Origin of the sequence: Herbaspirillum sp. B65, assembly GCF_000333555.1 — a bacterium.
In the GTDB taxonomy this organism is placed as follows: domain Bacteria; phylum Pseudomonadota; class Gammaproteobacteria; order Burkholderiales; family Burkholderiaceae_D; genus Herbaspirillum; species Herbaspirillum rubrisubalbicans.
In genome coordinates this window covers 1-6244 of sequence record NZ_BADI01000984.1, presented here as the reverse complement: position 1 = coordinate 6244, position 6244 = coordinate 1, and the positions used below count along the sequence as shown (strand labels likewise).

Genomic DNA, 6244 nt, shown 5'->3' with positions numbered 1-6244 from the left:
ACCAAGACCCATCCCGCCGCGCGNGCAGCGCTGAAGATCTTGGGCGTGCAATCCGCGCAGGAACTGGCAGAAGTGCCCGTGGCAGTCGGCCTGGCACAGAACATGGCGGCCCTGCGCGCATTGCCACCGAAAGGCATACAGCGCGGCCACATGGCGCTTCATGCGCGCAACATCGCGCTGGCAGCCGGTGCCGAACCGGGCGAGATGGACTGGCTGGTACAGCAGATGGTGGCGCAGCATGACGTGCGCGTGGATTATGCCAAGGCGCTGCTGGCCGAACGCCGCGGCGGCTGAACCGCTGCGCTAGCACACGATTGAAGCACCAGCCGCCGCAGGCGGCCAATAACAACAGGAGACCAGAACATGACCACATCGACCACGCTAGGCCGGCTGGCAGCAGCCTGCGCCATGGCAGGCATTTTTTCGGGGCCGGCACTGGCACAGGCATCCCATGAGGCCGTGCGCATCGGCTTCATCACCGACATGTCCGGCCCCTATGCCGACACCGACGGCCTGGGCGGGCTGGAGGCGATCCGCATGGCGGTGGCCGACTATGGCGGCAAGGTGCTGGGCAAGCCCATCGAAGTGCTCTCGGCGGACCACCAGAACAAGGCCGACATCGCCGCCACCCGCGCCCGCGAATGGGTCGATGAACGTGGCCTGGACATGCTCATCGGTGGCGTCAATTCGGCTACGGCGCTGTCGATGAACAAGGTGATGGCCGAAAAGAAACGGGTCTACATCAACATCGGTGCCGGCACGGCACGCCTGACCAACGAAGAATGCACGCCCTACACCGTGCATTACGAATATGACACGGTAGCCCTGGCCAAGGGCACCGCCAGTGCGGTCATCAAGCAAGGGGGCAAGTCCTGGTTCTTCCTGGTGGCCGATTATGCCTTCGGACACTCGCTGGCCAACGATACCGCCGCCGTAGTCAAGGCCAGTGGCGGCACCGTGGTGGGCTCGATCAAGCATCCGCCGCAATCCTCCGACCTGTCGTCCTTCCTGCTGCAGGCCCAGGCTTCCAAGGCGCAGATCCTGGGCCTGGCCAATGCCGGCGAAGATACCGTCAATGCGATCAAGGCCGCCAAGGAATTCGGCGTGACCAAGACCATGAAGCTGGTGGGCCTGCTGATGGTGATCAACGACATCCATGCCCTCGGCCTGGCCAATGCCCAGGGGCTGATGATGACCGACAGTTGGTACTGGGACAAGGACGACGCCTCACGCAAGTTCGCCCAGCGCTTCTACCAGAAGATGAAGAAGATGCCCAGTACGCACCAGGCTGCCGCCTATTCGGCCACCATGACCTACCTGAAGGCGGTGGAAGCCATCGGCACCGATGATGCGACCAAGGTGATGGCGCAACTGAAGAAGACCCGCATCGACGACTTCTACAACAAGGGATATATCCGGGCCGATGGTCGCAACATCCACGACATGTACCTGTACCAGGTCAAGTCGCCGGCCCAATCCAAGCAGCCCTGGGATTACCTGACATTGCTGGATACCATCCCGGGTGAACAAGCCTTCACCAGCGTGGCCGATTCCAAGTGCAGCCTGCTCAAGCAATAGCGGAATAGGGTTTCAGAGGAGGACCTGCAAGCCCTTGTCAGCCAGCAGATTGAGCAACTTGAGCGCGGGGCCGGCGGGGCGGGTCTCGCCGCTTTCCCATTTGCGCACAGTCGAGGCCGTGGTGTGCAGATGCAGGGCGAAAACCGGCTGGCTGAACTTCAGGGATAGGCGTAGACGGCGAATATCCTGAGCACTGAACTCCCGGACCTGGGGCGGACACAGGGCGTCGAAATGGCGCAGGGTCAGCTTGCTGATGGCGCCGGCTTCAGCCAGGGCGCAGAGGTCGCTACGGACCGATTCAATGATATCGCTCACAATTCACCTCCAACAGGACACCGGCAAACATGGCCTTCAACAGGGCTTCGTCACTCAATTCCAGAAATAGGCTGCCGGCGAACTGCAGTGCCTTGGTCTCATCCTGCGAGATATTATCCATGTCGCTTTTGGAAAAACCGTGGAGAAATACGTAACGTCTGCCAATGCGCGCTGAGAGCAAGGTCCGAAAGCCACCACGTTTACCGGTTCCGGGGCGAGCAATACGCTTCTTGTAGAGCAGGCCACCCAGATGGGCATCGATGAGCCCCTGCTCCATTTCAAATACCGCTTTGCAGAGTTGCTCATCGGGCAGGTTCTCCCGTATTTGCCAGCGTGCGAACTCTTTGCGTTTGAGAATCTCTGACATCGCCGATACCCCAGTAGTGTACCCGTAACGGACACGCTTTCAAACATCCCATCCCACAAATGGCCAAGCCGAAAACTCAACACCTTGACCATTCCTGCTCCATTTACATCGGCATCTTGCGTAAGTCCCGGCTTGCGCCTACTCTTGCAAGCCGCCCTACTGCCTACCGATACGCCAAGGAGCCCCTTTGAGTCAGTCCCAGCCCCAACACCCCGCCAGTCCCCCTGCCCTGGCAGGCTTCACACGCTACCAGAAGACCGTGGTGGGCCTGCTTGCCTTCCTGCAATTTGCGGTGATTCTCGATTTCATGCTGATGTCGCCATTGGGCGCGCTGATCATGCCGGCCATGCGCATCACGCCGCAGCAGTTCGGGCTGGTGGTGTCGGCCTATGCCTTCAGCGCCGGGGCTTCGGGCTTGCTCACGGCCGGCTTTGCAGATCGCTTCGACCGCAAGCGGCTGCTGCTGTTTTTCTATGGCGGCTTCGTGCTGGGGACGGTGTGGTGCGGCCTGGCGCAGAGTTTCGAGAGCCTGCTGCTGGCGCGTATCGTCACCGGCCTGTTCGGCGGCGTGATCGGTTCCATCACGCTGGCCATCGCCACTGACCTGTTTGCGCCGCATCTGCGCGGGCGCGTCATGGGCATCATCCAGACTTCGTTTGCAGCCAGCCAGGTGCTGGGCATTCCTATCGGGCTGTACCTGTCCAATACCTGGAACTGGCATGTTCCTTTCCTGGCCATGGCGGGATTGGGGGCGGTGGGCGGCCTGGTGGTCAGCTTCAAGATGCAGCCGGTGGATGGCCATCTCAAACTCAAGCAGGAACACAGCGCCTGGATGCACCTGTATCACACCATCACCGAAGCGCGCTACCTGGTCGCCTTTGCCACCACGGCCCTGCTGATGACGGGCGGCTTCATGCTCATGCCTTTCAGCAGCGCCTACCTGGTGGGCAACCTGGGCATCGACCTGCACCACCTGCCCACGGTCTACCTGATCACCGGCCTGTGCACCATCACCTTCGGTCCACTGATCGGACGTGCCGCCGACAAGCTGGGCAAGCTGCGGGTGTTTTTCTTCGGGGCGCTGCTGTCCATCATCATGGTGTTGATCTATACCCACCTGGGACCAGTCACGGTGCCCATGATCGTGCTGGTCAATGCGGTGCTGTTCCTGGGTATCTTCTCGCGCATGATCCCGTTCCAGGCGTTGGTGTCGTCGGTACCGGCCCCGACCCAGCGCGGCTCATTCAATGCCGTGAGCGCCTCCATCCAGCAGCTCTCGGGCGGCGTGGCCTCAGTGGTGGCAGGCCACATCGTCACGCTGGGGGCCGATGGGCAATTGCTGCATTTCGACGTGGTGGGCTACGTGATCGTGGCGAGCACCCTGCTGGCCTCGATGCTGGTATGGCGGCTCAACCGCGATGTGCAACGCCGCGCGGCAGCGGCGATGGCGGCAGGAGCGCCAGCGGGCGCCGGGCGTTAAGCTTCTTCCTCAGGAGCGGGTGCGACCGGCATAGCTGGCCAGGGTGCGGATGATCTCTCTGGCCTGCATATCGGCGCGGCAATAATGATCGACCAGGCGCCGCACGTCGGGCTCGCCCTCGGGGGGCACTGATTCGGGTTCGCTGCCGGTCAGCAGCCAATTGATGTCTACCGCGAACTCGCGATGCAACTGCAGCAGCAATTCGCCACCGGGCATGGCCTTGCCGGCTTCCAGCCAGCTGATGTGTCCGGTGGATGTCTGCAGGCGCTGGCCCAGCTCGCGCTGGCTGAGGCCATTGGAAAGCCGGATCTCGCGGATCCGGCTACCGATTTCTTCACTGAACATATCCTCTCCTCAATACGGGCAAACCAGTCCGGGCAGCCCGCATCCCTGGCCGGCGCCGCCAGTGGGCGGCGACCGGCACACGCGCTGACCGATGTCTTCAGCCGCCCTGCGCAACCAGGAAACTGGCCACCGCCATCACCAGCGATTTGCCGCGTTCTGATGCGCGGACATAATCGCCGATGAGCACCTTGACGTGAAAGCCGTGACGCGGTGGTAACTCCGCTTGCAGGCCGGTCAAGAGCCAGTTGATGTTGACGTCGAACTCGCGATGCAAGGTCCGCAGGAAGCGACCGCCCGGCATACTGTGCCCCAGTTCCACGCAACTGATGTAGGCGCCCGAGGTACCCAGGCGCGCCGCAAAGTCGCGCTGGTTCAGGCCACTCATCATGCGCACTCCTTTGAGGCGCTCGCCGATGGCTTGCTTGCCGAAATCGCTGGCAGCGGCGCTGGCGGGGGCGATGGTGTCATTCATCGTCTCAGCCTCCGAACGGAAATAGCGCAGCGTGACCCCATTCGGGCAAGGGCCTGCCATAGGCATCGGCCACATGCACCTCGTATTCCACGCTGGAGCCGGACTGGTTCAAGAAGTCGAACTGCTCGCTTTGCATGAATATCTGCTGCAGGGTCAGCACGCCATCACTGAATTCCAGGCGCCGGTTGGGGTTGACCAGAGCATCCAGCGCTCCTTCCCGCAGCAGGATCTGACCACCGCTGCGCAATACCAGCAAGAGGTCAATGCCCAGGCTGCGCACGTCCTTGATCGTTTCGATCGGGATCTTGCGCAGGGCGGTACCGGCTTGCGTGACGTCCAGCGTATAGGTGGTCTTGCCAACCAGGGCTTCCTCGATGGAACTTGCGGCTTCAGACATCGGGCATCCTCACTCGGTCTTCTGGATACGGATTTCCAGACCTTCGGTGCCGCTCTGGCGCGCCGCCGGGACCGGCTCGATGCGCTGGCGGATACGGGCCGCCGGCACGCCGATGGACAGCAGGTGGTTACGCACCGCCACCACGCGATAGAAGGCCATACGGTTGGACTCCGACAAGCCTTCCACCGCCGCCGCGGAGATGGTGAAGGTCTGTTCGCGGTTGCTGTTCCAGTCGAAGTGGCTGATGAAGGTGTCGTTCATGCGCTTGGCCTCGCCGGTGTTCAGGTCCACGGTACCGGGACGGAAACGCACGATCAGCACACTGGGACGCAAGGCAAACTGCTCCACCCCCTTGGGCAAGGCGCCGGCGGTACCGCTGGCATCGACCACGCGATCGGAAGCGCCATCCTGGGCCAGGTCGGCCTCGGGCGTGGACTTCATATTGTTGCCGCGTTCCTTCTGGTTGGGTTTCTCGACCTTGGCCAGGCCCGAGGCCTTGAAGCGCTGGTCGCTCTCGCGCAGCTTTTCCTTCAGTTCGGCCACATCGGCCTTGTAGCGGACCTCATTGTTATTGAGCGTCTGGCGCATCTGCTCGATCTGGGCGTGCAATTCCTCGGCGCTGGGGGTGACCGGCGTGAGCACGTTGGGACCGGGCATGGCCTTCTCGGAAGGCTTGCCCGGCAGCTCGACCTCGGTGGCCTTGCTGTTCTTGGCTTCGTCGCGGGCGCGCATGGAAAAATACATCACGGCCATGGCCAGGATGGCGATCAGCAGCAACAGGTACATGACCATGTTGACCATCGAATCGACATAACCTGGCCAGAAATTTTGTTCATCGGTATCTGCGGATTGCGCTGCCATTATTTTCTCCTTCATCTAGTTTGAAAAATTTGCGGACGGGGCCCTGCCGGCCCGTCCGCTTGCTTGCTGTGAGGTATCGGCCCGTACTGGGCCGATACGCTTGCAGGTCAACGATCTCGGTTCAGGTGCAAGCCATCACACGCCGAAGATCGTATGGGTATTGCCGGGGTTATAGGCCACGTTCTGCAAGTACAGGGTGTAGCTCGTCCCCCCCGCAACCCCATCCAGGTCCACCACCAGCTTGGTGGAATTGGTGCTGTAAGGGGTGGCCGTGACGAAGGCATCGAGGTTGTCCTTGGTCACGGTTTGCCTGAATACCTTCACCTTGTCCTGCCCCAAGGTGAAGTCGGAAACCGTGGCCACCAGCTTGGTGGAATCGGTAGTACCGAATCCGCCCAGCGTCAGCGTGTCCCTGCCCTGGCCAGTCTG

At 61.7% G+C, this 6244-nt stretch carries 9 protein-coding genes and 1 pseudogene; 3 read left to right on the top strand and 7 right to left on the bottom strand.

The window, feature by feature from the left end:
- Both I5W_RS23150 and I5W_RS23145 read left to right on the top strand, forming a co-directional pair.
- Window positions 1–294: pseudogene (locus I5W_RS23150) on the top strand (hydroxymethylglutaryl-CoA reductase, degradative); the annotation flags it as partial.
- A gap of 69 nt (window positions 295–363) precedes the next feature.
- The gene (locus I5W_RS23145; protein ID WP_044531012.1) at window positions 364–1578 is read left to right on the top strand and encodes an ABC transporter substrate-binding protein; all 1215 of its coding nucleotides are present in this window, start codon (window positions 364–366) and stop codon (window positions 1576–1578) included.
- A gap of 12 nt (window positions 1579–1590) precedes the next feature.
- Here the strand turns inward: I5W_RS23145 and I5W_RS23140 are convergent, their stop codons facing one another.
- Window positions 1591–1893 carry a helix-turn-helix domain-containing protein gene (locus tag I5W_RS23140; RefSeq protein WP_044531011.1) on the bottom strand — a complete coding sequence of 101 codons (303 nt, stop codon included), beginning with the start codon at window positions 1891–1893 and terminating at the stop codon, window positions 1591–1593.
- A complete protein-coding gene (locus I5W_RS23135) occupies window positions 1877–2260 on the bottom strand; it encodes a type II toxin-antitoxin system RelE/ParE family toxin (RefSeq protein ID WP_044531010.1) in 384 nt (127 codons plus the stop codon). The genes I5W_RS23140 and I5W_RS23135 overlap by 17 nt, the downstream gene beginning before the upstream one ends.
- Before the next feature lie 187 nt (window positions 2261–2447).
- On the opposite strand from I5W_RS23135, the gene I5W_RS23130 reads away from it, so the two are divergent.
- The gene (locus I5W_RS23130; RefSeq protein ID WP_044531009.1) at window positions 2448–3740 is read left to right on the top strand and encodes an MFS transporter; all 1293 of its coding nucleotides are present in this window, start codon (window positions 2448–2450) and stop codon (window positions 3738–3740) included.
- A 9-nt stretch (window positions 3741–3749) separates the two neighbouring features.
- Here I5W_RS23130 and I5W_RS23125 read toward each other — a convergent pair whose 3' ends face one another.
- The 5 genes from I5W_RS23125 to I5W_RS32200 form a co-directional block, all read right to left on the bottom strand.
- Window positions 3750–4085 carry a helix-turn-helix domain-containing protein gene (locus tag I5W_RS23125; RefSeq protein ID WP_017451723.1) on the bottom strand — a complete coding sequence of 112 codons (336 nt, stop codon included), beginning with the start codon at window positions 4083–4085 and terminating at the stop codon, window positions 3750–3752.
- A 97-nt stretch (window positions 4086–4182) separates the two neighbouring features.
- Window positions 4183–4557: a helix-turn-helix domain-containing protein gene (locus tag I5W_RS23120; RefSeq protein ID WP_017451722.1), complete on the bottom strand. Its 375-nt coding sequence runs from the start codon at window positions 4555–4557 to the stop codon at window positions 4183–4185.
- A gap of 4 nt (window positions 4558–4561) precedes the next feature.
- A complete protein-coding gene (locus tag I5W_RS23115; RefSeq protein WP_017454698.1) occupies window positions 4562–4954 on the bottom strand; it encodes a hypothetical protein in 393 nt (130 codons plus the stop codon).
- 9 nt (window positions 4955–4963) lie between these two features.
- Entirely contained in the window at window positions 4964–5815 is an 852-nt protein-coding gene (locus I5W_RS23110; protein WP_044531008.1) for a hypothetical protein, read from the bottom strand.
- A 135-nt stretch (window positions 5816–5950) separates the two neighbouring features.
- Window positions 5951–6244: hypothetical protein (locus I5W_RS32200; RefSeq protein ID WP_044531007.1), on the bottom strand; the 294-nt coding region annotated here is incomplete at its 5' end.

What these genes read in the sequence shown, in the direction of transcription:
- I5W_RS23145 (WP_044531012.1), top strand. Translation starts at nt 364, where the DNA reads ATGACCACATCGACCACGCTAGGCCGGCTGGCAGCAGCCTGCGCCATG.
- I5W_RS23135 (WP_044531010.1), bottom strand. Translation starts at nt 2,260, where the DNA reads ATGTCAGAGATTCTCAAACGCAAAGAGTTCGCACGCTGGCAAATACGG.
- I5W_RS23125 (WP_017451723.1), bottom strand. Translation starts at nt 4,085, where the DNA reads ATGTTCAGTGAAGAAATCGGTAGCCGGATCCGCGAGATCCGGCTTTCC.
- I5W_RS23120 (WP_017451722.1), bottom strand. Translation starts at nt 4,557, where the DNA reads ATGAATGACACCATCGCCCCCGCCAGCGCCGCTGCCAGCGATTTCGGC.
- I5W_RS23115 (WP_017454698.1), bottom strand. Translation starts at nt 4,954, where the DNA reads ATGTCTGAAGCCGCAAGTTCCATCGAGGAAGCCCTGGTTGGCAAGACC.
- I5W_RS23110 (WP_044531008.1), bottom strand. Translation starts at nt 5,815, where the DNA reads ATGGCAGCGCAATCCGCAGATACCGATGAACAAAATTTCTGGCCAGGT.